Origin of the sequence: Paenisporosarcina sp. HGH0030, assembly GCF_000411295.1 — a bacterium.
Lineage (GTDB): Bacteria > Bacillota > Bacilli > Bacillales_A > Planococcaceae > Paenisporosarcina.
In genome coordinates this window covers 1857585-1883633 of record NZ_KE150421.1, presented here as the reverse complement: position 1 = coordinate 1883633, position 26049 = coordinate 1857585, and the positions used below count along the sequence as shown (strand labels likewise).

24 protein-coding genes are annotated in these 26049 nt (G+C 41.7%); 17 read left to right on the top strand and 7 right to left on the bottom strand.

Features of this window, described 5'->3' with window-relative positions:
- The first annotated feature begins 47 nt into the window (after positions 1–47).
- From HMPREF1210_RS09035 to HMPREF1210_RS09025, 3 genes are all read left to right on the top strand, one after another.
- A complete protein-coding gene (locus HMPREF1210_RS09035) occupies positions 48–1301 on the top strand; it encodes a hemolysin family protein (RefSeq protein WP_016428356.1) in 1254 nt (417 codons plus the stop codon).
- A 472-nt stretch (positions 1302–1773) separates the two neighbouring features.
- Positions 1774–2319: an RNA polymerase sigma factor gene (locus tag HMPREF1210_RS09030; RefSeq protein WP_016428355.1), complete on the top strand. Its 546-nt coding sequence runs from the start codon at positions 1774–1776 to the stop codon at positions 2317–2319.
- A gap of 418 nt (positions 2320–2737) precedes the next feature.
- Positions 2738–4192 carry a phospholipase D family protein gene (locus tag HMPREF1210_RS09025; RefSeq protein WP_016428354.1) on the top strand — a complete coding sequence of 485 codons (1455 nt, stop codon included), beginning with the start codon at positions 2738–2740 and terminating at the stop codon, positions 4190–4192.
- Positions 4193–4486: 294 nt separating this feature from the next.
- On the opposite strand, the gene HMPREF1210_RS09020 is transcribed toward HMPREF1210_RS09025, so the two are convergent.
- The 3 genes from HMPREF1210_RS09020 to HMPREF1210_RS09010 are packed head-to-tail and all read right to left on the bottom strand — an operon-like array spanning position 4487 to position 7349.
- Positions 4487–6061 carry an ABC-F family ATP-binding cassette domain-containing protein gene (locus tag HMPREF1210_RS09020; protein ID WP_016428353.1) on the bottom strand — a complete coding sequence of 525 codons (1575 nt, stop codon included), beginning with the start codon at positions 6059–6061 and terminating at the stop codon, positions 4487–4489.
- A 36-nt stretch (positions 6062–6097) separates the two neighbouring features.
- On the bottom strand, positions 6098–6280 hold the full coding sequence (locus tag HMPREF1210_RS09015) for an SE1832 family protein (protein WP_016428352.1): 183 nt from the start codon (positions 6278–6280) through the stop codon (positions 6098–6100).
- A gap of 46 nt (positions 6281–6326) precedes the next feature.
- Positions 6327–7349, bottom strand: coding sequence for a hypothetical protein (locus tag HMPREF1210_RS09010; protein ID WP_016428351.1), 1023 nt, complete (start codon positions 7347–7349; stop codon positions 6327–6329).
- A 120-nt stretch (positions 7350–7469) separates the two neighbouring features.
- On the opposite strand from HMPREF1210_RS09010, the gene HMPREF1210_RS09005 reads away from it, so the two are divergent.
- The 8 genes from HMPREF1210_RS09005 to HMPREF1210_RS08970 all read left to right on the top strand — a co-directional run bounded on the left by HMPREF1210_RS09005 (position 7470) and on the right by HMPREF1210_RS08970 (position 16150).
- Complete coding sequence (locus HMPREF1210_RS09005; protein WP_036659484.1) at positions 7470–8135, top strand: NAD(P)H-binding protein; 666 nt, start codon at positions 7470–7472, stop codon at positions 8133–8135.
- A 342-nt stretch (positions 8136–8477) separates the two neighbouring features.
- The gene (locus HMPREF1210_RS09000) at positions 8478–9041 is read left to right on the top strand and encodes an NADPH-dependent FMN reductase (protein WP_016428349.1); all 564 of its coding nucleotides are present in this window, start codon (positions 8478–8480) and stop codon (positions 9039–9041) included.
- 199 nt (positions 9042–9240) lie between these two features.
- Positions 9241–11409, top strand: a complete 2169-nt coding sequence (locus tag HMPREF1210_RS08995; RefSeq protein ID WP_036659482.1) for a DNA topoisomerase III — start codon at positions 9241–9243, stop codon at positions 11407–11409.
- Positions 11410–11436: 27 nt separating this feature from the next.
- On the top strand, positions 11437–11925 hold the full coding sequence (gene ybaK / locus HMPREF1210_RS08990) for a Cys-tRNA(Pro) deacylase (RefSeq protein WP_016428347.1): 489 nt from the start codon (positions 11437–11439) through the stop codon (positions 11923–11925).
- A 112-nt stretch (positions 11926–12037) separates the two neighbouring features.
- The gene (locus HMPREF1210_RS08985; protein WP_016428346.1) at positions 12038–12655 is read left to right on the top strand and encodes a YitT family protein; all 618 of its coding nucleotides are present in this window, start codon (positions 12038–12040) and stop codon (positions 12653–12655) included.
- A gap of 98 nt (positions 12656–12753) precedes the next feature.
- On the top strand, positions 12754–13842 hold the full coding sequence (locus HMPREF1210_RS08980; protein ID WP_016428345.1) for a hypothetical protein: 1089 nt from the start codon (positions 12754–12756) through the stop codon (positions 13840–13842).
- Positions 13843–14155: 313 nt separating this feature from the next.
- Positions 14156–15346 (top strand): glycine C-acetyltransferase, encoded by a 1191-nt coding sequence (locus HMPREF1210_RS08975; protein WP_016428344.1) that lies wholly within the window; start codon positions 14156–14158, stop codon positions 15344–15346.
- A gap of 99 nt (positions 15347–15445) precedes the next feature.
- Positions 15446–16150: a DNA alkylation repair protein gene (locus HMPREF1210_RS08970; RefSeq protein ID WP_016428343.1), complete on the top strand. Its 705-nt coding sequence runs from the start codon at positions 15446–15448 to the stop codon at positions 16148–16150.
- Positions 16151–16320: 170 nt separating this feature from the next.
- Here the strand turns inward: HMPREF1210_RS08970 and HMPREF1210_RS08965 are convergent, their stop codons facing one another.
- The gene (locus HMPREF1210_RS08965) at positions 16321–16941 is read right to left on the bottom strand and encodes a hypothetical protein (RefSeq protein ID WP_016428342.1); all 621 of its coding nucleotides are present in this window, start codon (positions 16939–16941) and stop codon (positions 16321–16323) included.
- Between the two features lie 235 nt (positions 16942–17176).
- On the opposite strand from HMPREF1210_RS08965, the gene HMPREF1210_RS08960 reads away from it, so the two are divergent.
- The gene (locus HMPREF1210_RS08960; RefSeq protein WP_016428341.1) at positions 17177–18118 is read left to right on the top strand and encodes an L-threonine 3-dehydrogenase; all 942 of its coding nucleotides are present in this window, start codon (positions 17177–17179) and stop codon (positions 18116–18118) included.
- A gap of 407 nt (positions 18119–18525) precedes the next feature.
- Here the strand turns inward: HMPREF1210_RS08960 and HMPREF1210_RS08955 are convergent, their stop codons facing one another.
- From HMPREF1210_RS08955 to HMPREF1210_RS08945, 3 genes are all read right to left on the bottom strand, one after another.
- Positions 18526–19881, bottom strand: coding sequence for a YjiH family protein (locus HMPREF1210_RS08955; protein WP_016428340.1), 1356 nt, complete (start codon positions 19879–19881; stop codon positions 18526–18528).
- A 185-nt stretch (positions 19882–20066) separates the two neighbouring features.
- The gene (gene bshB2 / locus HMPREF1210_RS08950) at positions 20067–20762 is read right to left on the bottom strand and encodes a bacillithiol biosynthesis deacetylase BshB2 (protein ID WP_016428339.1); all 696 of its coding nucleotides are present in this window, start codon (positions 20760–20762) and stop codon (positions 20067–20069) included.
- Between the two features lie 15 nt (positions 20763–20777).
- Positions 20778–21128, bottom strand: a complete 351-nt coding sequence (locus HMPREF1210_RS08945; RefSeq protein WP_016428338.1) for a YojF family protein — start codon at positions 21126–21128, stop codon at positions 20778–20780.
- An 835-nt stretch (positions 21129–21963) separates the two neighbouring features.
- Here HMPREF1210_RS08945 and HMPREF1210_RS08940 point away from each other — a divergent pair.
- The 5 genes from HMPREF1210_RS08940 (at position 21964) to HMPREF1210_RS08920 (ending at position 26031) form a co-directional block, all read left to right on the top strand.
- Entirely contained in the window at positions 21964–22851 is an 888-nt protein-coding gene (locus HMPREF1210_RS08940) for an ABC transporter permease subunit (protein ID WP_016428337.1), read from the top strand.
- Complete coding sequence (locus HMPREF1210_RS08935) at positions 22848–23870, top strand: ABC transporter permease (protein WP_016428336.1); 1023 nt, start codon at positions 22848–22850, stop codon at positions 23868–23870. Before HMPREF1210_RS08940 ends, HMPREF1210_RS08935 begins: the two co-directional genes overlap by 4 nt.
- A 203-nt stretch (positions 23871–24073) precedes the next feature.
- Positions 24074–24877: an extracellular solute-binding protein gene (locus HMPREF1210_RS08930; protein ID WP_016428335.1), complete on the top strand. Its 804-nt coding sequence runs from the start codon at positions 24074–24076 to the stop codon at positions 24875–24877.
- 38 nt (positions 24878–24915) lie between these two features.
- Positions 24916–25389 carry a hypothetical protein gene (locus tag HMPREF1210_RS08925; protein WP_016428334.1) on the top strand — a complete coding sequence of 158 codons (474 nt, stop codon included), beginning with the start codon at positions 24916–24918 and terminating at the stop codon, positions 25387–25389.
- A gap of 96 nt (positions 25390–25485) precedes the next feature.
- Positions 25486–26031 carry an RNA polymerase sigma factor gene (locus HMPREF1210_RS08920; RefSeq protein WP_016428333.1) on the top strand — a complete coding sequence of 182 codons (546 nt, stop codon included), beginning with the start codon at positions 25486–25488 and terminating at the stop codon, positions 26029–26031.
- Positions 26032–26049: the final 18 nt, after the last annotated feature.

Genomic DNA, 26049 nt, shown 5'->3' with positions numbered 1-26049 from the left:
TAAAAATTGAGCGAAACTTTTGACTCATATAGGAGGAAACACGGTTAATGGAATTTATAGGTTTAGCCATTAGTTTAATGTTGTCGTTTTTCTTTTCAGGTAGTGAAACGGCACTCACAGCAGTAAATAGGATGAAGGTCCAGCTTCGTGCAGAACAAGGTGACAGAATGTCGCAAAAACTTCTCTTGTTAATCGCGAAACCGGACCGCATGATAACAACGATTCTAATCGGGAATAATATCGTAAATATAGCAATGCCGACGATCTTAACATTAATTGCAATTAATTATGACTGGGATATTGCGCTTGCAACTGCCATCTTGACGATCATTATCATCATTTTTGGAGAAGTGCTACCTAAAACGATTGCAGTTACATTCTCAGATCGAATTGCTTATATTGTTGCACCATTTATTGCAATTCTCGTTCAAATTTTACGCCCCCTGACGTTTTTGATTGCGAAGTTTACCAATGTATTCATTCGCGTTATCTCTAAAGGTGCTGTAAAAGAAGCGACTCTTACCAAAGAAGAACTGCGTTCGATGGTTGATATCGCATCAACGGAAGGAACTTTCGAAGAAGAAGAATCTGAACGTTTAAAAGGCGTTTTGGATTTTCCACATAAAGATGTACAAGATGTATTGGAAACCCACCGCACGGAAATCGTCGGGATTCCAACAAATGCTACATACGAGGAAGTACGCGACGTCATTTTGGAACATTATTACACGCGATACCCAGTATACGAAGAGAGTATGGATCACATCGTTGGCATGTTCTATTCGAAAACATTGATTGAATGGTCAATGGACCCAACAATGGAACTGCACGAATTAATTGACCGTGAACCCTTGTTCGTCGTTCAAACAGTAAGCGTCGAAAAAGTCTTCAAGCAAATGCTAGCGAAGAAAAAACATATGGCAATCGTTCTTGATGAATACGGCGGGACACTCGGTATCATCACACATGAAGATATCATTGAAGAAATGATTGGTCAGGAAATCGAAGATGAATCTGACGAAGATGAAGATATTTTAGTATATGAAATGACGGAAGACCGTCTCATCTGTCATGGGCGTTTGGAAATCGAAGACGTGAATGAAATGTTTAAAGTTGATATTCCAAATGACCACGATACGATTGGTGGATTCGTCCTTCAACAATTGGGGCATATGCCGGATAACGGAGAACAGTTCACATACGAAAATCTTCACTTTGAAGTAAACGAAATGGACTGGAACCGAATTTTGCAATTAACAATTACAATTAAAGAAAAAGATGAAGTGCTGGATGACGAATAGTCATTCAGCACTTTTTTTGTCTAACGTTAAGTTTAGTATGTTGTCTCGTGATCTTACGTTGAACCGCTAAGATGACACATATGTTTTTCTTCAATGTCTTGTTTCGCAGGTCAGACCGCATATCCGCTTGGGCCAACAGGATATGGGGCATGAAAGAGTTGCGAGAGTTTGTTGCACTGTATTTTGCGACGAGTAACCGCAGGTGCAAGGTTTCCTCTGTGCCGAGTAACCGCAGGCACACTAGGAACTTAGCCTTCCATCCGAAGGCATTTGTAAACGAGTATTAAATTCAGTTGCGACTGCGATTTACTCGTCAAAGAGAGCTTGTCCAACGTCGAAGTGATCTACGTAGCCTGCTCCACATTTCTGGCTTACACGTTTGTAAGAGTTTTGAAAGTGAATCCGATAGAGCGTAAGGTTTCTTTTTGGCAAAATAAAGACATCAGCAAGATATGAACGGAGGAAAAAACAAATGAACGGGCAATTGGAACAAGTGTATGAGGAATATAACCGCTATATATATCATTTATGTTTAAAGTTAACACGCAATCAAACAGAAGCAGAGGACTTGATGCAGGAAGTATGGGTTAAAGTCGTTCGCTACGAAGCTTATGTTAAAGATGTGGATCATGTAAAGGCCTGGTTGACGACCATTTGCATGAATACTTTCCGTGATCGTTACCGTAAAAATGTTCGCCGTAGCAAACATGTCATGAATCAACCCGACCAATTGGACGTTCCGATTATGGACTTGATCCCATGTGACACATTGACGGCAGAAGATTTAATGGAAAAACATGATTTATCTGAAATGGTTCAACAAAAAATTGGAGAATTGGATGGTATTTATAAAACGACAGTATTGTATTTTTATGTCCATCAATATTCACTCGTTGAAATTGCCGACTTGATGAAAGTGTCGATCGGGACCGTTAAATCTCGTCTTTTCCGTGCAAAACAACGCTTGAAAGAAATGATGATGGCAGATACAGCTGCTGTCGAATATATACCTGCCTAACGAAATCACAGTCCTTGCGACTGTGATTTTTTTGCGCATTATGGAGAGTGATGTTCTGCTTTCTCAACAAGTTAACTCGCCTAAGAGACGTGTTTGAGCGATAAACCTTTAAGTTTGATTGATAAATCTCCAGTTTGAGCGACAAATCGTCAGTTTGATCGATAAATACCTCAATCTGAGTGATAAATTTTACACAAGCCAAACTTGCTATTGGAAAGCGTCTCAATATTTAAGTCTACTAGGGAATGAAACGAACTCATCTCTCAACCAGGAGCGTAGCGTAAACAAAACAATTTCAATGCATTTGAGTACCAAGTGCAAAAATATATATTCTAATACATCCCAAGTGCGGTTTGTTAAAATTCCAAGAAGGGAATAACGTAGTAAAACACTTGCACGATTCAAGGGGGAAAGGCGTATGGACAACAAGCCGCGCAAACAATGGAGCAAGCGTAAACGAATTATTATAGGTTCGTTGGGCGTATTTGCTCTGATATATATTGCTGCAATCATGTGGCACACGTTTAAACCACTGCCAAAAGGAATTTCATATGCAGGGGAGTTACACAAAACGGACAATATCGAAATGATTACGGATTTAACTTATGCACAAGATCAAAAAGGTAAAGGCATAGTTCATGAAAATCAAATTTTTGATGAAGTATACACCATGATTGAAGATGCCGAAGAGTTTGTTGTGGTCGACTTTTTTCTATTCGATGGCTACTACGATGAGAACGAAGATTTCCCTAAAATTGCAGATACATTATCCATGACAATAGCGAACAAAAAGAAAGAAAATCCAAACATGCCGATTGTGTTTATTACCGATCCCCTCAATCGAGGATATGGCTCTTATGAGAATAAGTGGTTTAAAAAAATGCGCGATGCGGGAGTCGAAGTTGTCTATACTGATTTAGATTCTTTACGCGATTCCACACCTATTTATTCAGGTATTTACCGCACGATGTTCCAATGGTTTGATATTGGGGGCAAAGGGTGGATTGACAATGCAATGGCAAGTGATGCACCTAAAATGACGATTGCATCCTATATGACCCTTTTGAACGTAAAGGCCAATCATCGAAAAGCAGTGATAACAGACAAGGAAGCGATGGTCACTTCATCGAATCCACATGATGCAAGTGGATTCAACGGCAATATTGCCTTAAAAGTAACTGGTCCCGTGCTCAACGATATGTTGGAAGCAGAGGAAGCCGTATCACTCTATTCGGGAGGTCCAGAAATTCCTCGAGTTGACGTAAAAGAAAGTGAAGGGCAATATGAAGTTCAATATGTTACAGAGAGAAAGATATTGGATGCATTACTTAAAGATTTGTCCGATACGAAAGAAGGCGACAAAATATGGCTAGGCATGTTCTTCATTGCCAAACGCGATATCGTGAATGCGCTCGTTGATGCGGCCAACCGTGGAGTGGAAATCAATATGGTTCTGGATCCGAATCAAAATTCATTTGGGCAGGAGAAGTCAGGACTACCCAATCGTCCTGTGGTACAGGAACTGGTGGAAGATACTAAAGGGAAGATTAATGTTCGTTGGTACAACACCGTAATTGGACAGTATCACACGAAAGCGATCTGGATTCAGACCGATGAACATACGATTATTTCAAATGGCTCCGCAAACTATACGGAACGTACATTGGATAATTACAATCTTGAAAATAATTTACGTGTCATCGCACCTAATGACAGCGAGCTCGCAGTTGAAATGGAGGCCTATTTTGATCGCCTCTGGAACAATAAAGATGCTATGTACACGCTCGACATGGAAGAATTCCAAAATGAATTCACATGGTGGCAACGATGGATTTATTCATTCCAAGAAGCAATCAAAGTAACGACATATTGATGTGAGGAAATCCTGCGGTTATGCGCAGGGTTTTTCTTTTTGTTCCCAAGCGTAACACCCACAGATACGTGTCAGTTGGCATGCCAACTAACACAATTTCAAGCACGTCAGAATGTGCATATATAGCGAAATGTAGATAAGTTCGTGCGAATTCTAGATAAGTTCAGGTGAATCCGAGATAACACTTCGGAAAATGGAGATAACCCACAGGGAAATGCAGATATCGACCCGCGAAATCTATATTACCCCATAACACAATAAAAAAAGACCGCTGAACTTCAGCGATCTTTCTGTTTATTTGTTTGAATCGTCTACGTGCACACCCGTTTGGAACCAGTCTTCCACGTTCCAAATTTTCGTAACTAAACCTTCATAGAAGTCAGGTTCATGGCTTACTAATACGATGGTGCCTTTGTATTCGCTCATCGCACGTTTCAATTCTTCTTTTGCATGAATATCCAAATGGTTCGTCGGCTCATCGAAAAGCAACCAGTTGCTTTCTTCCATCATGAGCTTACATAGGCGGACTTTCGCTTGTTCGCCACCACTCAAGCTGTTCATTGGACGAGAAATGTGTTCATTTTTCAAACCAGTACGTGCTAATGCTGCGCGCACTTGGCTTTGTTCCATACTCGGATACGTTTTCCAAATCTCTTCAATCGGCGTTACATTATCCGCTCTTACTTCTTGTTCAAAGTAAGAAATATTTAAGAAATCTCCACGTCTAACGCTTCCGCCGAGTGGATTCACTTTACCAAGCATCGTTTTAAGCAATGTCGATTTACCGACACCGTTCATCCCGACAAGGGCAATTTTTTCACCGCGTTCAATTGAGAAAGACAATGGCGGCAATAATGGCTTGTCATAGCCAATCAATAAGTTTTCAGCTTCCACTACGTAGCGACTAGGGCTGCGGGATTCTTTGAAACCGAATTGAGGTTTTGCAGCAGTTTCCGGACGATCGATTCGCTCAATGCGGTCAAGTTGCTTCTGGCGGGACTTGGCACGGCCAGTTGTTGAATAGCGTGCTTTATTTTTTGCAATAAAGTCTTCTTGCTTTTTAATGAAGTCCTGTTGTTTTTCATAAGCGTCGATATGTTGGCGTTTATTGATTTCTGCAAGCTCAAGGAATTTTTCATAAGATGCCGTGAAGCGGGACAGCTTAGAGAATTCCAGTTGGAAAATGACATCAACGATTCCGTTCATAAATTCCGTATCATGCGAAATAAGCAGGAAGCAATGAGGATAATTCTTTAGATAATTCGTTAACCAGCCAATATGTTCTTCATCTAGATAGTTGGTAGGCTCATCCAGCAACAATACTTTTGGTTTTTCAAGAAGTAGTTTTGCCAACAATACTTTCGTTCTTTGGCCACCTGAAAGAGCGGAGACAGGACGGTCCAATCCAATCGCATCAAGACCAAGACCACGTGCGATTTCTTCTATTTTCATATCAAGCGTATAGAAGTCACCTGCATCAAGTGCATCTTGGATGTCCGCCATTTGCTCAAGTAAATCTTCCAATTCCTCAGGTGTTGCTTCACCCATTTTGCTAGTGATTTCATTCATTTCCGCTTCTTTTTTGTAAAGCGGCAAGAACGCGTCACGCAAAGTATCGCGCATCGAACGACCTTGTTCCAAACGAGTGTGCTGATCCAAATATCCGTAGTGGGTACCAGGTAACCATTCCACACGACCAGAATCATAGATGGTTTCGCCCGTAATGATGCTCATCAATGTAGATTTTCCTACACCGTTTGCACCAACCAGTCCAACATGTTCGCCTTCAATTAGGCGGAATGATACGTCTTTAAATAGTGTGCGGTCACCAAATGAGTGACCGAGATTTTCAACTGTCAATAATGCCATGATTCCATTCCTCCATAAAGAAAGCTCGCCGGCGTGTTACAGCGCCGCGAGCTTTTTGTTTAGTTCTGCGAGTTGTAGTTCCATATTAGCTAAACGTTGCTCGGCTTTTTCGACCATGCCAGGGTGTCCAGTTGACTCCAGCTTCTCCATGTCGCCTTGCAAACGTATATAATCCATTTTCAGTTCGGCAATTTGTGCTTGAATTTCTTGTGAAGTCATGTAAGAGAAACTCCTCTTTTTTCACCTATTGTATCACATGAATAGCTTATCTGGTGATTTCTCGTGCTTCTTCTTGGATGATTTTTTCTAAAAATTGTTGCATGTTCGCATTGTTTAAATGCATTTTTAAGCCCAACTGTTTTTTAATTGCCCGTACGCTTCTATTAGGATGGAGAATTGTCTCCATCACGGCGTTTTGCAAATGGGATTGTTTCAATTTGCGTCCCAGACCTAAATAAATGAAACCATTTCCTTCCTTCGGGAAAGCATGCTGCGCTTCTTTTTCATCTTCTGCGATGACAATGCATGGTTTACCAATTACTGCGACGTGGTAAGGAGTGAAGCTAGCATCACAAATAACCAAATCGGATTCGCTGATCAGTTGGATTGGATCATCACATTCTACAATACGTGTTTGTTTTCGTCCCAATGCCATCAGTTTCAAATCATCGCGACTGTGTCGGTAACTCGAATGTAGGGCGACTGTAATGGCAAGTGGGATTTGTAAATGCAGCAAATGACGAAGTGTACGGTAAGACAAGTTATCTGCATCTTCATCTGCAAATGTCACAACGACGTGGGGAAGAGGCAGTGCTGATGCATGCTTTAGGCCGGAATTCGCGTATGGCTCCAATTCGTCAGGCACCACAAAACCTGTGGATCCTATCACATAATGGGAAGGAACTGGCTCACGGTCTTCGCGGTACAAAGATTGAACTACATGAGTTGCAGCTTTTCCGCCTTCTCCAAAGTCGTCAAAATGCAGGGTAATCGGAACATGCGAAGCGTACATTTTTCCTTCATCAAAATCTGTATCATAGCCATCGGTAATAACCATATCAGGCTGGTGTTCAATCAATAACTTCTTCAAATCAGCGATTCTTGCATATGAGAGAGGGGCAAAGCCCTGTTGATCGAGGGTACGAAGAACCACTGTTTGTTTTTCAGGGGCTGCAAAAAGAATGCGATGAGAAGCCAGTAACTTCGCAATGTGGACACACCTCGTGACAGGATAGCCAGCCCGTCCAATCGTAAATAAAATGGTTTTTTGTTGAATTTGGTTGCTCATTTCATTCCCACCTTTCATCTTCTATTTAACGTATGGGAACTACAACCTCTGTATGAGTAAATATTAGAATTTGCAGGTGCGTATGGTAAACTCAAAACACTAGATTACAAGAATTGAGTGATGACATTGGAAAAAAGAACTGCGATGATAGCAGGAGCTTCAGGACTTACAGGTTCACAACTCGTCAAGTTTCTTTGTGAAAACGAGAATTATGAAAAAGTCACGATTATTGTCAGGAATGCAATTTCCTTCAGCCATCCGAAGTTAGTCACGAAAGTCAAAAACCTGAATCAAGTGACCAAGGATGACTTTGTTGGGGTAGATGATTTCTTTTGCTGCTTAGGTACGACGATGAAAAAAGCGGGATCGAAAGAAGCATTTGAACAAGTGGATTTAATCGCACCCATCCAGATGGGCAAATTTGCACAATCACAAGGGGCAAAGCATATGCTGGTCATTTCGGCAATGGGGGCAAATCCTGAATCGAATGTCTATTACAACCGTGTAAAGGGAACGATGGAAGATAAAGTTTCGATGCTTTCACTTCCGCACGTTTCCATTTTTAGACCGTCATTATTGACCGGGAATCGAGAAGAATTCCGTTTAGGGGAGCGCTTTGGAGAAATCACAATGACTCTGTTAAAACCGGCTTTTCTAGGTCCTTTGAAAAAATACCGTTCGATTGAAGCGAAGCAGGTGGCATTTGCCATGATGAAAATAGCTTTGCGGACACCTTCAAGAACTGTCGCTATTTATGATTCAGAAGCAATTGCACAAATTAAATAAAAAAAACGTCCACACGCTACTTGCGCGACTGTGAGGAAGAAACAGTGCTCCTGTACATCATGAAAGAATATGGGGAATTGAAATTTACACCGACAAGAAAGAACTTCAATCCATTTCTGGTGATACGGCTGTGAGTTTGATCCCGCCAACTAAAGAAATCGTAAAAGTGCAGGAACGGCTTGAAGCGGATTGTGCGACACAGTCTCCGTCAAAAGAATGAACTTGTGTAGTTTCAACACCCGGTGCTTAGGGCAAGGATTTTCTTTTTGATAAAATGAGGATATAGGAAGTTCAAATTCCTTTTTGTACTTCTAATAGAAAAGCGTTTGAAGGAGAATGGACATGAAAATTTTACTTATCGACGGGACCATTATTGGCTCCAAAACAGGTGCGATTTTGGATCAAGTGAAAATATATATTGAACAATTGAATAGTGAGCTCGATCTTGAAATTATGAAGCTGGCCGATTTTGACCATCAATTTGTCGATGGTCGACCACTGGGTGAGTACAACGATGATATGCGTCGCCTCATTCGCGAGTTCGAAGAAGCGGATGGCTACGTGTTGGCAACACCGATTTTCCAAGGATCGATTCCAGGTGTTCTGAAAAATGCATTCGATATGCTGCACCCGCGAACAATGCGGTACAAACCGGTTTCAATTGTCGCCAATGGCGGAACGTTCCAGCATCACTTGGTCATTGAAAACCAATTGAAGCCCATCCTGGATTACTTCCGTTGCCTGGTGACACCAAATTACGTGTACACAACCGGCAGTCATTTCGGTGAGGGTAATGTTATCATCGATGAAGATGTACATGATCGCTTGCGTGAACTTGCTCGCGTATTTGTGCAGTACGTCGAAATGGGCAAACACTTATCAAAAGAAACAATTGACCAATCTTAAAAGACAGTTAGACCACTTTGCGAAATCCATGCGAAGTGGTTTTTTTGTTGGAAATTAGTGGGTGAAAGGGAATGAGGTCTTTGCGAAAGGGAATAAACCTATCGTGAAGAGGAATAAATCAAATTGCCCCCCAGCTCGCACTAAACAGCCACCACCGTTTTCCGTTATAATAGATGAATGTAAGAAAGGGGCGGACACTTTGTCAAAATCAGTAGTACTTGCAGAAAAACCATCCGTAGCACGCGATATCGCCCGCGTCCTCGGTTGTCATAAAAAAGGAAACGGCTTTTTAGAAGGAACACAATACATTGTTACTTGGGCACTTGGCCATTTGGTCACGCATGCTGACCCTGAACAATACGATAACAGCTATAAAGAATGGAAACTAGAGGATTTGCCGATCTTGCCTCAGCCATTCAAGCTGGTGCCGATTAAACAAACGATGAAGCAATTTAATGCTGTTAAAGCACAACTGAACCGACCGGACGTTAAAGAAGTCATTATTGCGACTGACGCGGGACGTGAAGGGGAACTGGTTGCACGTTGGATTTTAGAAAAAGCGAAAAGCCGTAAACCGGTGAAGCGATTGTGGATTTCTTCGGTAACGGATCAAGCGATTCAAAAAGGATTCCGTGAACTGAAAGACGGCCGAGCCTATGAACATTTGTATGAAGCAGCAGTTGCACGAGCGGAAGCCGACTGGGTGGTTGGTATTAACGCAACCCGTGCACTAACAGTGAAATACAATGCGCAATTATCGACGGGACGAGTGCAGACTCCAACTCTCGCAATGATAGCAGCACGCGAGAAACAAATTCGCGACTTTAAATCTAAAACATATTACGGTTTGCAAGCATTAACGAAAGAGGCAAACTATACATGGTCATTTGGCCCGAATAATCAGTCGAGCAATTTCAATAAGGACCAGGTCGAGCAAGTTCTGAAGAAATTGGACAAGAGCAAAGAAGGAAAGATCAAGTCCATTCAAACAACACCTAAAAAGCAACCTGCACCACCATTGTTTGACTTGACCGAACTTCAAAAAGAAGGCCATCGTCTGTTTGGCTGGTCAGCGAAAGAAACGCTGTCCACGTTGCAAGGGTTATACGAACGCCATAAAATCGTGACGTATCCACGGACGGATTCGAAGCATTTATCAAGCGACATGAAGTCGACCTTGAAAGAACGTATTAAAGCAGTAGATTTGCAACCTTACAGAGCTGCGACGAACAGTATTTTGCGTTCAGCGAATATCCAACCGCAAAAAGGAGTAATTGACGATGCAAGAGTGAGCGATCACCACGCGATTATTCCGACTGAGGAATCGCCGGTCATGCAAAATCTATCAGACAAAGAACGAAAATTATATGACTTAATCGTTAAGCGATTTTTAGCCGTTTTCCTGCCTCCTTATGCATATGATCAAACAGTCATTACACTGGAAGTGCTTGGAGAAACATTTACGGCAAAAGGAAAAACCGTCCGGGATGAAGGATGGAAACGTGTCTATCAAGACAAAGAAGACGACACAGAAAGCACGTTGCCTCCTGTACAAAAAGGAGACACGATTGAAATTCGTGCTATCTCCATGACACAAGGTGAAACGAAACCACCTGCCCGATTCAATGAAGGGACATTACTTTCTGCGATGGAGAATCCTTCGTCATTTATGGCTGGGGAGTCTAAAGACATTATCCAGACAGCAGTCGAAACGGGTGGACTTGGAACAGTGGCAACACGCGCTGATATTATTGAGAAATTATTCAATAGCTTTGTCATTGAAAAGAAAGGCAAAGATATCTACACGACTTCCAAAGGAAGACAGTTGCTTGAATTGGTCCCTGAAGATTTAAAATCCCCGTCCTTAACGGGTGAGTGGGAACAGCGATTGACGAAAATTGCAAAGGGTACGATGAAAAAGGAACAATTCATGAAAGACATGGTAACCTTTTCAAAAACGGTTGTGACGCAAATCAAACAAAGCGATCAAAAGTTCAAACATGACAATGTCACGGGTAAGACCTGTCCGACTTGTGGAAAGAATTTGCTTGAAGTAAACGGCAAACGTGGCAAAATGCTTGTATGCCAAGATCGTGAATGTGGCTACAAAAAATCGGTGTCCATGCAAACCAATGCACGTTGTCCAGTGTGTCACAAACGGATGGAAATGCGTGGTGAAGGAGATGGCAAACTGTTTGTTTGTAAATGTGGTCATCGAGAAAAATTGTCGGCCTTTGAAAAACGTCGTGAATCTTCAGGTGGAGCAAAAGCCAATAAGAAAGATGTACAGAAATTCTTGAAACAACAAGATGAACCTCAAAATACAGCAATGGCTGAAGCACTGAAGAAATTATTGAATCAGGAATAAAGATTTTTGTAAAGCGAGGAAATGTCTATGGCCAAGTCTTCCAAACCAACAAAAACAAATGCAGTCCGCTTACTGGATCAACAAAAAATCAGCTATGACTTATTTGAATATGAAGTATCCGACGGACAAATCGATGGTGTTTCTGTTGCGCATAAAATTGCACAGCCGGTTGAAAAAGTATTTAAGACACTGGTTGCTACTGCAGGTCCAGGGAAAGTATCCGTTTTCCTGGTGCCAGTAGATCAGGAACTAAATTTAAAAGCAGCCGCTAAAGCTGCCGGAGAAAAGAAAGTTGAAATGCTTCCGGTAAAAGATCTGCTAGGGGTGACTGGCTATATACGCGGAGGCTGTTCACCGCTTGGAATGAAAAAGCTATTTCCCACGTTCATCGATGAAACTGCGAAAGAACTTGATACGATGATTGTCAGTGCCGGCAAAATCGGAATGCAGATTCATTTGCATCCAACTGATTTAGCATACTGCACCAAAGGGGTATTTGCTTCTTTGACCAAATAGGAATAAATTTATATAACACTTAAAACATAATGCTGATATACTTTTCAGTATTGATTCGAATCCATTCATGCGAAGCATGAGTGGATTTTTTACGGAAAGAAGGCACTTTTAGATGACAAACACAATTTACATACGATGGAGTTTCTTTCTAGTCGGGTTAGTAGTGCTGTCTCTTGGCATTGCGATGACCATTAGAGGAGAAATACTTGGTATAGCACCATGGGATGTTATGCATGTAGGACTTTTCATTAACTTTGGCTTATCGATTGGCATTTGGTCTATTGTAACCGGTTTATTGATCGTACTTGCCACTTCCCTCTATTCCAAGCGCTGGCCACCAATAGGCACATGGCTCAATATGATATTAATCGGAGTTTTTATCGATATGTTTCTTTGGTTATTGCCGATTGTAGACAATCCAATTGCCGAAATCGGATTATTCATTGCAGGTGTAGCAATCATGGGGTTCGGGGTTGGGATGTATATTGCGCCAAATATTGGGGCTGGGCCTCGCGATTCACTCATGTTGATTCTTATTGAGAAGACGGGGTGGACAGTCAAACGTGTCCGTACGTTACTTGAGTTGATTGTTGCAGTCATTGGCTGGCTTCTCGGAGGACCTGTAGGGGTAGGGACTGTAATCATTGCGTTGACACTCGGTTATATCGTGCATTTTACATTGCCACTATCACAAAAATGGATTGAAAAACTAACGACAGTTTCTAAATAATCAAGGAAAGCGGGCACTCTTAGTGGCTGCTTTTTTTCATGTTTTGTCATCCCATTTCATATAGTAGATGCAGTCAACACAATGAAAGGGATGAGTCGATGAACGGAACAATCACGCATCAGTTTGGACGTGCTTTTACAGGACAAGGTGAAAAAAATATTTATGCCGATTTGATCAACGAAGCACGGAAAGTCTATTTTATTAAATCTCCCCCGACATTCAAACTGTCGGAATTATTCAGACAAGTTGGCTATCACTACGTAAAAAGAGGCTACGATATTGAGTGGTTTTACGATCCTTTGCATGCAGATACACTTGAAGCCACTTTTGTAAGAGGCAATCGAATCCTATTTATACAGGCTGCACATCCAGTTTCTTTTGAACCTAAATATTATGGCAGTACCCATCACGTTATTTCATTCTATGAGGCTTATGACGAAAACAAGTTGCGTGAACACGGTGGCTTTTTACGGGAAAAGACGTTGCACAGTGAGCAGTGGCTGGCAAAAGCATTGCAAACATTAACAAATGCGAAAAAGATTCACGACGAATGGGAAATTCCATATGTAAATGGGATGGACTGGAGTGGCTTTGATGAGCAAGCGAACACACTGTTCGATGAAACCTTCACCACGCTTAAATTCAATAAAACCCCTCATCGAACTCATCGATTGATGGGCACGTTAACTCCTGAAGGCGCAAAAGATCATTTCGCTTCCTTAACAAAAGGAGTAAAAAGGCGCATATTCATCAAAGGGTATCCAGGTGGCGGAAAATCGACATTGATGAAAAGCTTTGCCGAGAAAGCAGAGAGCTTAGGGCTTGATACCCAGTGGGGCTGGTGTGGACTCGACTGCAACAGCATTGATTATGTGTGGTTACCTGAGCTGCAAACTATACTGTTCGATAGCACCGCTCCGCATGAATATGAGCCTGAACGATCTGGAGACGAAATTTACGACGTTAAAAAATTCCGCGAATTAAATGAAGAAGATCAGAAATTAGTAGATGGAATTGTTGCTCGATACAAAGAAGAAATTTTGCATGCAACCGAATATCTACAAGTATATTGTACGGATGACGAAACAATAAAAGAGACATTGGATGCGTGTGTAAATAATTTTAAATGGCAGGAAATTGAGGATGATCTCTTCCAAAAGTTAGATAATTCTTCTATATATAAATGATTTTTTAAATGAACGCGGGCTCAAATTGAGCTCGTTTTTTTGTGTCCGTGGTTCAAAAAGTTAACTTGGTTATGAGACTTGTTTGATTAATAAATAGCTGACTTTGAGCGATAAATCTCCAGTTTGATTGATAAATCCATTAATTTGAACGTTAAATTTTTTACAAGCCAATATAAATTCCTTTTGTCGTAACAGAATGGAGCTTTGCACTTTTCTAATGCGCTTATGTTAAAATGTAATAGATTATAATACACCAGCGATTTGCCAATGATAGTGGTGTGGCACATAAATTCGCTTGAGAGGAAGATGTTTTTTGTCTAAAGTATTAGATGCTTTTTTACAAGAAAATTTACAAGAATTACGTGATCAAGGTTTATACAATGAAGTCGATCCAGTAGAAGGCCCGAACGGAGCAAAAATCCAAGTTCGCGGTAAAGAACTTATCAATTTATCTTCAAATAACTATTTGGGATTGGCAACAAATGAAGAATTGAAACGCATTGCAAAAGAAACAATTGATAAATACGGTGTTGGAGCAGGTGCGGTCCGCTCGATTAATGGAACACTTGACCTTCATGTGAAGTTAGAAGAAAAGCTGGCGGAATTCAAAGGAACGGAAGCGGCAATTTCTTATCAATCAGGCTTCAACTGTAACATGGCTGCTATTTCAGCCGTTATGGATAAAAATGACGCTATTCTTTCAGATCAGTTGAACCATGCATCCATTATTGACGGCTGCCGACTATCGAAAGCCAAAATCATTGCGTTTAAGCACTCTGATATGGAAGATTTACGTGCGAAAGCAAAAGAAGCACAAGAATCAGGTCTTTATAATAAAGTCATGGTGATCACGGACGGAGTATTCTCAATGGATGGAGACATTGCGAAACTTCCGGAAATCGTGGAAATCGCGAAGGAATTTGATTTGATCACATACGTGGATGATGCACACGGATCAGGTGTTACTGGTAAAGGAAAAGGAACAGTTAAACATTTCGGATTGGAAAAAGATATCGACTTCCAAATGGGAACATTATCTAAAGCCGTGGGTGTAGTAGGCGGATATGTTGCTGGTAAACAATCATTAATCGATTGGTTGAAAGTTCGTTCACGTCCATTCCTATTCTCAACAGCCGTGCCACCAGGTGATGTTGCGGCAATTACGGCAGCATTGCAAATGATTATCGACTCAACAGAGCTTCACGACAAGCTTTGGGATAATGGCGATTATTTAAAAGCAGGTCTTAAGAAATTAGGATTCGATATCGGTGCTTCTGAAACACCGATTACTCCTTGTATCATCGGCGATGAAAAACTGACGCAACAATTCTCCAAACGACTGTTTGAAGAAGGCGTTTATGCGAAAGCGATTGTCTTCCCAACTGTACAAAAAGGGACAGGCCGTGTTCGTAACATGCCTACTGCAGTCCATACGAAAGAAATGTTGGATGATGCACTTGCCATCTATGAAAAAGTCGGTAAAGAACTTGGCGTAATTAAGTAAGACAGATGAACACTCGAATGTGTAAAAGCGTTCGGGTGTTTTTTTATATGAAGTGATGAATTATCTTTAGAAAATGACTCGGTGATGGGGGATGGGCTTGTGACATATGAAGAAGTAATGAATTATCTAAAGGAAGTTGGTACGGAGCAAACAAAGAAGACATTTGTCAATCATGGAGCGACTGGTGAATTTTACGGAGTCAAGGTAGGTGACATGAAGAAGATCTTGAAGCATGTAAAGAAAGATCAGGAGTTGGCATTGAAGTTATACGACTCAGGAGTTTCGGATGCCATGTACTTGGCGGCCCTAGCTATCGATCCAAAACTGATGACGAAAGATCAATTACAAAATTGGGTGAAGGCAGCCTATTGGTCTATGCTATCTGAGTACTCGGTCGCTTGGGTAGCGTCTGAAAGCCAGTTTGCTATGGAACTGGCTAGAGAGTGGATGCAATCCGACAATGAAATGGTTGCTTGTGCGGGGTGGAGCACATATACGAACTACTTGACCTATGCAGGAGCCAGTGAGTTAGACTTGCAGGAAATTTCTCGATTGCTGGAAGTAATAAGAGTAGGCATTCACCAGGCACCGAACCGGGTACGTTACAATATGAATGCTTTTGTTATCTCCGTTGGTGGATACGTACCGGAATTACGGGAAGATGCTCAACACGTGGCAACTGAAATCGGCAAAGTACATGTGGATATGGGAGGCACCGCCTGTAAAGTCCCACTTGCTTTCGATTACATCGAAAAAGTTATTGCGCGTGGTGAACCAAAAAAGAAAAAAACAGTGAGATGTTAAGAAGAGTTAGAAAACTAGATGGACCTCGACGTGGTAAGATGCGTCGAGGTTTTTTGTTGAAGGCTGAATAGTAGGTTTCAATAGAATTTCGTCGTTGCAACTAATCATTTACCTTCTAATTTTCACAAAAAAACCCACGCGAATGAACGTTTCGCGTGGGCAAATCATAGTTACATATGCTTGTGTGAGTGGACGACAACATATTTTTGTAAACCACGTGACGAGTCAATCGCTTTTTGATATTCGGTTTTTGCCAAAGTCTCGTTCCCTTCATGATGAGCGATGAATGAGTTCATGACATGGTTCATCCAAGGTTTTTCGAACGATCCTATATGTGGCATCACTTCTTCAATGTCCCCTCTTTTAGCGGCTATATTAGCTAAATAATAGGTACGCAATGACTTTTTCTTGATTTTTTCTGCACTGATTCGAGCAGCATCATAGTCACCGAGGAATATGTCCAGAATAGTCGTATAGACTTGCTGCATTGAGGGCTGTTTGTACTTAGTTAAGATGGTCTGCAGGCTCTCTTCGACTTCTTGACGGTTCCCATGGGCCAAAGCAAGAGGAAAGGCAAAAACGGCCTTTTTACGGTTTTTTTGCAAAAACTTTTCGATTCTATTCAGATCATTAGACCAGTAAATGGCATGGAGTGGCCACAATATAGAAGGGAGAATGATGGTAAAAAAAACAATCAATAAAATTGCCCCAAATGGGAATTGTAGAAAGGACAGCACAAGTGTCACGATAAAAACCAAACTGTATGTAATGGCCAGTGATTTGATGTTCATAATAAAACTTCCTTTTTTCTATTACTATACCAAACGATTGATAAGAGCTGAATGGAAAAAAATAGGGGGAATTGGAAGGGCCGGCGAAAAAACACTTACCAATGATGTGTATTGTACTTTCATGATGAACACACTATAATGAATACTGATTAAAATGTAATCATATCAACGTTGTATTGAAATAATATGTATCCCTGAAAAGTACAAGTGTTTATTTGACGAGGAGGAAATTCAATTGAAAAAAATTATGATAACCGGTGCTTTAGGTCAAATTGGATCGGAACTAATTACAAAACTACGTGAAATTTATGGGGCAGATAATGTTTTGGCGACAGATATCCGCAAAACAGATTCGCCGGTTGTAGAAAACGGGCCGTTTGAATTGCTGGACGTAATGGATGCAGAACGCATGCACACGCTAGCGAAGGATTTCGGCGCAGATACAATGATGCACATGGCAGCATTGCTATCAGCTACTGCTGAGGCTAAGCCGCTACTTGCTTGGAATTTAAATATGGGCGGTTTGGTGAATGCACTTGAAACATCTCGCGAACTAGGACTTCAATTCTTTACCCCAAGTTCTATCGGCGCATTTGGTCCTTCAACACCTAAGAAAAATACGCCACAAGATACATTGCAACGTCCAACCACCATGTACGGCGTGAACAAAGTGTCAGGTGAATTGCTATGTGATTACTATTTCCAAAAATTCGGGGTAGATACGCGTGGTGTCCGATTCCCTGGGTTGATTTCATATGTTACGCCTCCAGGTGGCGGAACGACAGACTATGCAGTAGATATATATTACAAAGCATTGTCTGAAGGGAAATACACGTCGTACATCGAACAAGGTACATATATGGATATGATGTATATGCCAGATGCACTACAAGCAATCGTCGATTTAATGGAAGCGGATGCATCGAAACTTCAGCATCGCAATGCCTTCAACGTTACGGCTATGAGCTTTGAACCTGAAGAAATTGCAGCATCGATTCGCAAGCACATTCCTACGTTCGAATTATCTTATGACGTAGATTCAGTGCGTCAGGAAATTGCCAACAGCTGGCCGGATAGCATTGATGCAACGGCAGCTAAAAATGAGTGGGGCTTCAAAGCAAAATACGATTTAGACGCAATGACAGCGGACATGCTGGCGAAATTAGCGGAAAAATAAAACGAATTTAGAATGGCTGATGTTTCCTGTTAAATGGAAACATCAGCTTTTTCGTGATAAGAAATAGTCGATGGAACCAAACACGATTAGATATTTCTAAACCGAGCATATACTTGTCCATAACGTGCATGGCATCCTAAAAATAAGATAGAGTACGTAAACGAACTGATTGAGCCTTCTTGCTTTGAAGTTGTTTGAATATCCACTATTGGTATGCCTGACGAGAAGTGGGGAGAAATGGTCGCGGCAATGATTGTTTCTAAAACTGGCGAAACAATGAATGAAGAAGAACTTCTAAGCTATTGAAAGAAAGACTTTTGATTTCCAATTGGGCCAGATGTTTAGAAAAACGAAAAAGCTGTCTCCAACTCCGCGATATTGCGGCATTGGAGACAGCTTAATTTAATTTAGAACAATAAATGAGCGACACCTGCGATGATAGGTAATGCAATCACAGTGCGCAACAAGAAAATCACAATCAAATCCAGGAAGTTGACAGGGATTTTTGAACCAAGTAACAATCCGCCGACTTCAGACATGTAGATCAACTGAGTAACCGATGTTGCCGCAATAACGAAACGGGTCATTTCAGATTCAATCATTTGTCCGCCCAAAATAGCTGGGAGGAACATGTCTGCAAAACCAACGACCATTGTTTGTGCTGCTTCTGCGGCTTCTGGAACACCAAGAACCATTAGCAACGGTTCAAACGGTTTGCCTAACCAAACAAATATATCTGTGTAAGTCGCAAGCATCAACGCAATCGTACCAAATGCCATCACGACTGGTGCAACACCCATCCACATATCCAATACGTTTTTTAAGCCGTCGGACATGAATTTAGTGAATGAACGGTTTTTATCTGCCGTTGTCAAAGCGTTTTCCAGGCCATGACTTACAACATTATAGCCCTCAGGCAATGTTTCTGCATGCTCATCGTATGGACGTCCATCTACGTATTCTTCAGGTTTGCGTGATAAAGGGTAAATTCGAGGCATGATGAATGCCAAAACAACCCCAGCTCCAAGAACTGTCGCATAAAATGGAAGGAAATAGCTACCCAGTCCAAGCTCTTCAAGAACGACAATCGAGAAAGTAATCGACACCACTGAGAACGTAGTTCCAATGATTGCTGCTTCTTTTTTCGTATAAAAACCATCTTCATACTGCTTACTTGTCAATAAAACACCAATTGTACCATCGCCAATCCAAGAAGCAAGCGCGTCAATTGACGAACGGCCAGGCAATTTGAATAGAGGACGCATGACTTTTACCATCATCGTTCCGAAAAACTCCAGCAAACCGAAGTTTAGAAGAAGTGGTAATAGTAATCCGGCAAATAGGAAAATAGTGAACAAGAATGATAGTAAACCAGTAGGTGACAGCAACAATCCACCAGTATCTTCACTTCTTATTGCTTCTGGTCCGATATTCGCAACGACCATGACAGCAAAAATTGCCCCAATGACACGGACGATCGTCCAGAACCAATTCACTTGGAATAGTTTATCGAAAAATGCCTGATCTTCAGGGTTCGAATCTTTTTTAAATTGATATACGAGCGATCCAATCGCTGCCAAAATCATGACAACGGTAACGGTCCAAGGCATGATTGGCTCTACTACTCCAGCGACCATATTTGCCAATATGGCTACAGGAATCTTCCATTCGCCCTCGATTTTGAATGGAATCATGAATAATAATATTCCAATAATTGATGGTATTAGAAACAATAACCATGTGGAAAGTGAAAACTTCTTCAAAAATGGGTCCTCCTAAGATGTATAATTATTCAACTTCTCTAGTAATGATACTTGCCGAAGCTCAAAAAGTCCACATTTGTATGTATTCCTTATAATTCCACAACTTAAACAATAAAAATCCTGAAAGACCCATTTTATGTGGAATCTCCAGGATTTCATTAGGAAATAATCATTTACTTGTAGAGTTAGAATGTTTCTTCAAAATCTTCATGCCAGCGGTAATTATAGAACCGCTCATAGGTAAACCAGTTCTCAGCTTCAGGTTCTCCTTCTGCCAAGCGTTTCTCCATTTCCGCCAACATCCAAGCTGTCTGGGAAATATGTGCACGCATTGCGCCCATCTTTTGATCTCGTACTTCCTGAATATCATGAACGACATCAGGTTCTCCAAGATCATCCTTTGTATTATTTGCAAACGCCACCGCATACAATTTCGGACGCAGATTCTCATCCATACGGCGAACAGCACGTACGACCGCACGAGCCGTCGCTTCATGATCTGGATGCACTGCGTAGTTCGGATAAAACGTAATGATGAGTGATGGGTTCGTTTCTTCAATCAGCTTCGTCATCATTTGAACCATTTTTTCATCATCTTCAAACTCTACAGTTTTATCCCGCAAACCCATCATGCGTAAATCGGTCAAGCCCATCGCTTGTGCGGAAGCAATCAATTCATCTTTACGGATATGTGGTAAAGACTCACGTGTCGCAAAAGGTGGATTTCCTAAATTACGTCCCATCTCGCCTAATGTTAAACAAGCATATGTAACCGGAGTTCCCTGTTTGATATACATGGAGATGGTACCGGAAACGCCAAATGCTTCGTCATCTGGGTGAGGAAATACAACGAGTACGTGTCTTTCTTGTGTTAAAGTCATATGATTTCCTCCTTCTTAATACGTAAATGGCGTTTCGCTGATTTGAAGCGCAACTGCCAATTTTCCTGATTGATCGTGTCCAGCCATCAACAAACGACCGTACTCATCCAATTCAAAATGAGTGATCCCCTGTGCATACACCCAGCCATGTGGCAATTTTAAGCCAACACGGTGAGGGCTGTAACCCGCGACTTTTCCTAATTCATACTTCACGACAATATTACGTATGAATGCCCCTGCATTAAACACAGTCTCGTCAAAATGAGATGCATAAGCACCATTCGTCGTTTCCAAATGAAGATAAACATCTTTATCTGCAAAGGAATTTAACAATTCCTGTAACTTTGCTACATGTACTACGTCCACTTTTTTATCCCCCTCTTAACAACAAAACTTCTAGACATAAGTATAGTGAATTTTGCTGATTAATGCGATTAGCATGCTCATGGAAAAGTGGAAAACGCCACTCTAGCCCGACTCCGACGGTGGAAGAAACGAAACGAAAACTTGTTTTCGATTGAGTTTCTGAAGCGGAGGTGCGGGCTGGCGTTTGGAACTAGACAGTAGGAAAAGTGGAAAACGTCACTCTAGCCCGACTCCGACGGTGGAAGAAACGAAACGAAAACTTGTTTTCGATTGAGTTTCTGAAGCGGAGGTGCGGGCTGGCGTTTGGAACTAGACAGTAGGAAAAGTGGAAAACGTCACTCTAGCCCGACTCCGACGGTGGAAGAAACGAAACGAAAACTTGTTTTCGATTGAGTTTCTGAAGCGGAGGTGCGGGCTGGCGTTTGGAACTAGACAGTAAGAAAAGTGGAAAACGCCACTCTAACCCGACTCCGACGGTGGAAGAAACGAAACGAAAACTTGTTTTCGATTGAGTTTCTGAAGCGGAGGTGCGGGCTGGCGTTTGGAACTAGACAGTAAGAAAAGTGGAAAACGCCACTCTAACCCGACTCTGACGGTGGAAGAAACGAAACGAAAACTTGTTTTCGATTGAGTTTCTGAAGCGTAGGTGCGGGCTGGCGTTTGGAACTAGACAGTAGGAAAAGTGGAAAACGCCACTCTAACCCGACTCCGACGGTGGAAGAACGAAGACAATCGTGAAAGAATAAGGATCGTCTAAAATTTCTTCGTTCCACGAAATAGAAAAATATGGTATTATTAAACTATCTGATTTTTTAGAGAACAGGAGGAAGGTAATATGAAAGGATTTCTCAAGTGGGTTATCCAGCTCGTAGCTGCATTGGTGAGTATTTTGCTCATAAGTGGAGCACCTGTGCTGATTGCCGGCTTACAGCAGGGGGAATTATTATGGAAAGAATACATAGAAACGATTCAATTGCATGCAACATCTCTAATGAATATTAGTGAGTTAAGTGTGGCCCATTTCGTTGGGCGTGGCGAAATACGGGAAGTCCCAATATTCCCACAGCTTCTGGAAAATATCACTTATTCACTTCAAATATTATTTTTGGCACTGGTTGTAGCTGTGGTGTTCGCATTAATCGGCACTTTCATCACGATGCTATTGCGCGAAAAGGCACGCGCACGTGTCAAACTTTTCTTTTATTTCCTGGAATCAATGCCTGACATACTAATCATCGTGCTTGCCCAATTGCTTGTCGTAATTATTTTCCAGAATACAGGGGTACTCGTGTCCAAAATTGCAGTGATTGGTGACGATCGCATATATTGGCTACCGGTTCTATGTCTGATGATTTTACCGATGATTCAATTGTACCGATTGAGCATGCTGACATTCGAAGCAGAAGAGCGGAACATGTATGTTGAACTGGCAAAATCTTTAGGCTTCGGAAAAGCATTCATCTTATTCATGCACATTTTCCGCAATGCCATCATCAGTGTGTTTTTCCAATCGAAAAAAACGATGTGGTTTATGCTATCCAATCTCTTCATTCTCGAACTGATGTTCAATATTCCTGGCGTTATGTTGTACATGTATGAAAACTTGAGCGGCACATTGTTCTTAGTGACAATCATAAGTTTCTTCCTGCCAATTTTCCTTTTGTATAGCCTTGGGGAATGGTACTTTATTCATCGATTAAAAAGAGGAGGTGTTGTTGGATGAAATCCGTTTGGAGACAACCTTTATTTCTCATTGGATTCAGCATCATCGCTTTCTTTTTAGTCGGCAGTTTTGTGTTTGAATGGATTTTCGGAAGTGTTCCAAAGCAAACGTTTTTCATTGAAGAAAATGGTCGTGCAGTGGAAGGACCACCAATTTCACCAAAATGGATGCATCCGCTCGGAACGGACCAATTTGGCTACGATATGTTGGCAAAAATCATGATTGGTGCCAAATACACGATTATTGCAGCCATGGCAGTGGCATTTTTGCGAATGTTGATTGCCATTCCATTAGGCTTTGCACTTGGGACTTATTTGCAACGTCAGCGCTCATGGATTAATGGATTAATTGATCCGATTCATTATGTACCCATGACCATATTTGCCGTGCTATTGTTGTCACCAGTTCTTTGGATGCCGCCAGAAGGATTCTCGACGACCATTACAGAAAGGTTAGTCATTCAGGTCGTCATTATGGCTTTCATGACGGTTCCGATTGTGGCAGCATTGGTAGGCAATGAAGCCAACCTACTGTACCACCAGGAATATATATTGGCGGCACGTACACTGGGAGCCAGTCGCAGACGTCTGATCATCCGTCACTTATTCCCCCAAATGCGTGAAAAATTGTTGGTTCTTTACGGACAACAAGTGGTGGAATCGCTGATCGTCTTTGCCCATTTAGGGATGCTTCAATTGTTTTTAGGTGGAACAGACGTTGATTATGACGCTATGTTCGGCGATCCCCCTAGATCCATTTCATACGAATGGGCAGGGCTTTTCGGTAACTCTTTCCGCTACCTGCAAGGCGCTCCTTGGTTGCCCCTGGGTCCAGCCATCAGCTTTGCTCTCGTTATTTTGGCAATCGCAGCCATGATTGAAGGCTATACTCGGGCAACGAACGGTCAAGTCAAATTGCCGAAACGCAAGCGAATGGCCTTTGTTTCAGAAGAAACCATCGAGTGGAACCAACAACAGCTCAAAGAAAAAATGAATTTTCTTCAAAAAACCGCTAAATGATAATAATGAACACCACAACGTTTGCTGGAATCCAAGCAGTCGTTGTGGTGTTTTTGGTTACAAACAGGAGCGAAGAGGAATAGGGATAATGATTTAAATGAAACTTTCTAACTATTTTGCAATTATAATCAAACCGTTTACGAACTCCCTTCGTTTCCTCTGATAGTACCGTTAAAAAATATATATAAAATGGAGGGAGAATCATGAAGAAGACCGTATTTCTATCAGCTTTACTGCTCTTTGTCATTACGGCTACCGGATTGTCAGCCTATGCAAATATGGACCGTAAGCCGACGTCCCAGGAAACACCAAATTCCAGCCAAAGTGATCATGTCATCCGGGTGTACGGACCAGGCGGACCACTTGGACCGATTAAGGAAGCTGCTGAACATTTTTCAGCTGAAACGGGAATCAAGGTGGAAGTAACAGCTGGACCAGAAGGCAAGTGGATCAGCCAGGCAAAGGAAGATGCAGATATTATTTTCGGTGGCTCCGAATATATGCTGCAGGACTTCATCTTTAACCACCCCGAAATGATCGACACTACATCACGTACGGAGCTTTACCCGCGTGCTGCAGGAATATTGGTGAGGAAAGGAAATCCTAAGAAGATTGAAAGCCTGGAGGATTTAACGAATAATGGAGTAAAAATAATTGATGTGAATGGGGCTGGCCAGCTTGGACTTTGGGAAGATATGGCAGGCAGAAAAGGGCTAATCGAAGGCATTTCCCAAAATATTAACCTTTCTGTAAAGTCGAGTGCCGAAGCCATTGAACGATGGAAATCGAATTCCAGTCTAGACGCCTGGATTACCTATGAATCATGGCATTACCGGCTCCAGGATGTGACCGACCTGATCGAACTGCCCGAAGAAGAAAAGCTCTATCGTGGAACGCCGATCGTCCTGACGAAAATCACCGATCAGAAAAAAGAGGCACAGCAATTTATTGATTATTTAAAAACGGAAGAATCTCACCAAATCTTTCAAAAATGGGGCTGGAAGTAAGGGTAAGCCTTAAATCTAAAAAACTTGGAGGAACAAACATGAAAAAAGGAATTTTTACGCTCACGATACTTTCGATTATTTTTGCTTTGGCTGCCTGTGGAAATAGCACTGAGGAAAAAAAAGAGACGGATCAACCCGATCAAGCCCAAACGGAACAAGCCCCGGCTGACAGCCTTCAGCTTTTGGAGAATGAGAAAGCTGGAGAGTACCTGACGGATCCACAGGGAATGGCCCTGTATTACTTTAAAAAGGACCAAGCAGGAAAAAGCAATTGCAGCGGAGACTGCCTAGCAAACTGGCCGTCATTTACCCAAGAGGATTTCGCCGTCCCGGAAGGTTTTGACAAAAAGGATTTCGATACAATCACAAGAGAAGATAACGGGGAGAAGCAGGTCACGTACAAAGGCTTTCCTCTCTATTATTTTGCAAAAGACCAGCAAGAAGGGGATGTAAAAGGACAAGGAGTAAAAGATGTATGGTTTGTCGTAAACAGCGAAACAGAATTTGAATAAGCCTGTCCAGGGAACGATCAGTCGCGGTCGTTCCCATCCTTATTTTTAAAATAGTATAATGGCAATATATTTTTTTCCAATAGCAGGGAGTGCCACATGAAAGAAAATTACGATGCGGAATTAATGAGATTGGTAAACGAAAAATACGGTCACGCATTAGAGGAGCTTTATGATCGATATATAAAGCTTGTTTACGGCTTTGTTATGAAGTTTTGTAATGGGAATGAGGAAAAAACGAAAGAGATTATTCAGGTGGTCTTTTTGAGGCTATGGACAACAAACAGCCATTACGATCCTGCTCAAGGCAACTTTGTAAATTGGCTCCTCACGATTACTCGCAATATTTGCATTGACTACCACCGCAAAGAGAAGAGACATACGCAACACTATCAAGAGGAACATGAAGAGATAGCCGACCTTGCCAATGCAATCGAGCAACGAGTAAATACGAATAATATTGAGATGGCGAAAAACAAATTGCCGACAGCGCAAAGAAAATTAATCGATTTGCTTTATTGGAAAGGGTATTCTCTTTCAGAGATCGCCAAGCTGGAACAAGAGCCGCTCGGCACGATTAAAAGCAGGCTACACCAAGCTCTTAAAGGTTTGAGGAAGCATCTGGAATTGGAGGATATAAAATGAGAAGGGATTGTGAACATA